Consider the following 2406-nt stretch of genomic DNA (forward strand, 5'->3'; position numbering starts at 1 on the left):
AGTTTACGCCATGTGAAGACGCGAGTGGCCCCAGGCCACCTTCGAAGCCTCCACCGATGGCTTTGAATTTCCACTCATCACCGTGACGATACACTTCACCAAAAATCATAGCTGTTTCGACAGAGTAATCCTCGGACAGATCATAGCGAGCGAGTTCTTTTTCACCATCTTGGTTGATTACGCGCATAAACGCATTGGCTACTTGCCCAAAGTTCTGTTTCCGCAACGCTGCATCGTGAATGGTCACGGCAAATACTAGCTTTTTGACATCTGCGGGCACGGAACCAAGGTTCACCTTAACCTGCTCGTCGTCACCTTCGCCTTCGCCGCTGCGGTTATCACCAGTGTGCTCGATCGATCCGTCCGGGCTTGTGGCATTATTATAAAAGATAAAGTGTTTGTCCGAGATGACCTTGCCATCTTCGCCACAGACAAATACTGAAGCGTCTAGATCAAATTCTGCTCCGTCAGTGACGCGCGGATCCCATCCAAGTCCAATTGTGACCTTGCTAAGTCCCGGCGCTTCCTTGCTTAGGGACACATTTCCGCCCTTTTTCAGTGATACAGCCATTTTGATTTCCTTATATGAAGTTAAGTAGAGTACTCGACGAAATTTGTGTTGAAGCGGTTGATGCTACTGTGCAGTCCACAATCAGCTGATATTCACGGCGTACTGAGCGCACATCGCGGCCAATCCACCGCTATATCCCTGTCCAACTGCACGGAATTTCCACTCGCCGTTATTCCGGTAAAGCTCTCCAAAGACCATCGCGGTTTCGGTTGAGTAGTCTTCGGTCAAGTCATATCTCACGACTTCCTTCCCCGTCTTATCATTCACAACACGAATAAAGGCGTTCGATACCTGTCCAAAAGACTGACGCCGCGCCTCAAAGTCGTGGATCGTGACTGTAATTGCAACAGTTTGCACCGCGTCTGGAATCTTGCTCAGATCAACCTTCAATGCCTCATCGTCGCCATCGCCTTCTCCGGTTCGATTATCGCCTGTGTGTTCAACAGAGCCGCATGCTGACTTCATTTGCCCGTAGAAGATAAAATCTGAATCGCCTCTGACCTTCCCTGAAGTCGAAAGCATGAATGCTGAGGCGTCGAGGTCAAACTCGTTACCGTCAGTCTGCCGCTCGTCCCATCCAAGGCCAATCAAAACATTGGTCAAGCCAGGTTCTGTTTTGGTAAGTGACAGGTTTTGGCCTTTTGAAAGAGTAAGTGCCATTTTTGATCCTTTCCGTAGATCCGTTTATTAGAAGCCATTCATCACAAGGATAATCAGCCGATATTTTGCTCATCAGAATATAAGATATTGCGCCGCAGTAAATGCCAGATAGCTAAAGGCCATCAAAGCGCCAACAAGTCTTCCGATCCGCCCAGTGAACAATAAGAACAGGGCAAACAAGAGTGTCACGGCAATGACGGCAGCCAGATCAAACTGTGCAAAACGCTCGTCAATGATAAGCGGCTTTGCAATCGCCGAAAATGCCATCACTGAGAAAATGTTGAAGATGTTCGACCCTATGATACCGCCGACGATCATGTCGGATTGGTTCTTCCTCGCTGCAGACACACAGGCTGTTAGTTCCGGCAAAGACGTCCCAAATGCTATCATAGTCATGCCAATTACTGCCTCCGGAACACCCAGCGCAAGACCACCTGCTACAGCGCCCTGAACAAGTATTTCAGAGCCGATCAGCAGCGTCAGAATGCCAATGGCAAGCATCAGACCTGACCGCGACGTCCCCACTTCTTCATCATCGTCATCACCTAAATCCAGTTTTGAGGCTCTAAACTGATAGATGACGTAAATTACGATTGCAGCGAGCATTGCGAAGCCGCCCCAACGCGGCAAGAGCCCATTCAGCACAGCAGCTGTCATTGCGGCTGTCGCTATAAGCATGACGATTGTGTCAACGCGCACCTCTGTCCGTGAAAACACTATCGGCGCGATGATCGCAGATACACCAACAACCATCAGGACGTTGGCAATGTTCGAACCAATCACATTTCCAACCGAAATACCGGGAAATCCGGAGAGGTTGGCGTTGATAGACGTAAAGAGCTCCGGTGCCGATGTGCCGAAAGCAACGATAGTGGCTGCGATGAATAGCTTGGAGAGGCCAGATTTCTCAGCGATAATCACTGCATTATCGATGGTCCAATCACCACCTTTGACCAAAAGATATACACCAAAGGCAATCGCACCAAGTGCAATTACTACCAGTTGGTAGGATTCGAGTTCGTGCATAGAGCTTCCAGTCAGCAGGAGATTACAGGGCCTTACGACCCAACGATAACTCAGTTGTTACAGAGAATTTATAGATCAAAATCGGCAGGATTCAGGCCCAGCTCGCGCGTAATTTCGGACACCATCGCCTTCTCTTGTGCGTCGAAATC

3 protein-coding genes are annotated in these 2406 nt (G+C 49.2%); all 3 read right to left on the reverse strand.

The genetic code is table 11. The features are described 5' to 3' along the window. A partial coding sequence (locus KKA81_17270; protein ID MBU2652680.1) for a TerD family protein occupies window positions 1-571 on the reverse strand: 571 nt, incomplete at its 3' end. A gap of 81 nt (window positions 572-652) precedes the next feature. After that, window positions 653-1231, reverse strand: a complete 579-nt coding sequence (locus tag KKA81_17275; GenBank protein MBU2652681.1) for a TerD family protein — start codon at window positions 1229-1231, stop codon at window positions 653-655. Window positions 1232-1303: 72 nt separating this feature from the next. Continuing rightward, window positions 1304-2257 carry a calcium/sodium antiporter gene (locus tag KKA81_17280; GenBank protein MBU2652682.1) on the reverse strand — a complete coding sequence of 318 codons (954 nt, stop codon included), beginning with the start codon at window positions 2255-2257 and terminating at the stop codon, window positions 1304-1306. Between the last annotated feature and the right edge of the window lie 149 nt (window positions 2258-2406).

The organism is Bacteroidota bacterium (assembly GCA_018831055.1).
In the GTDB taxonomy this organism is placed as follows: Bacteria; Bacteroidota; Bacteroidia; order Bacteroidales; family B18-G4; genus M55B132.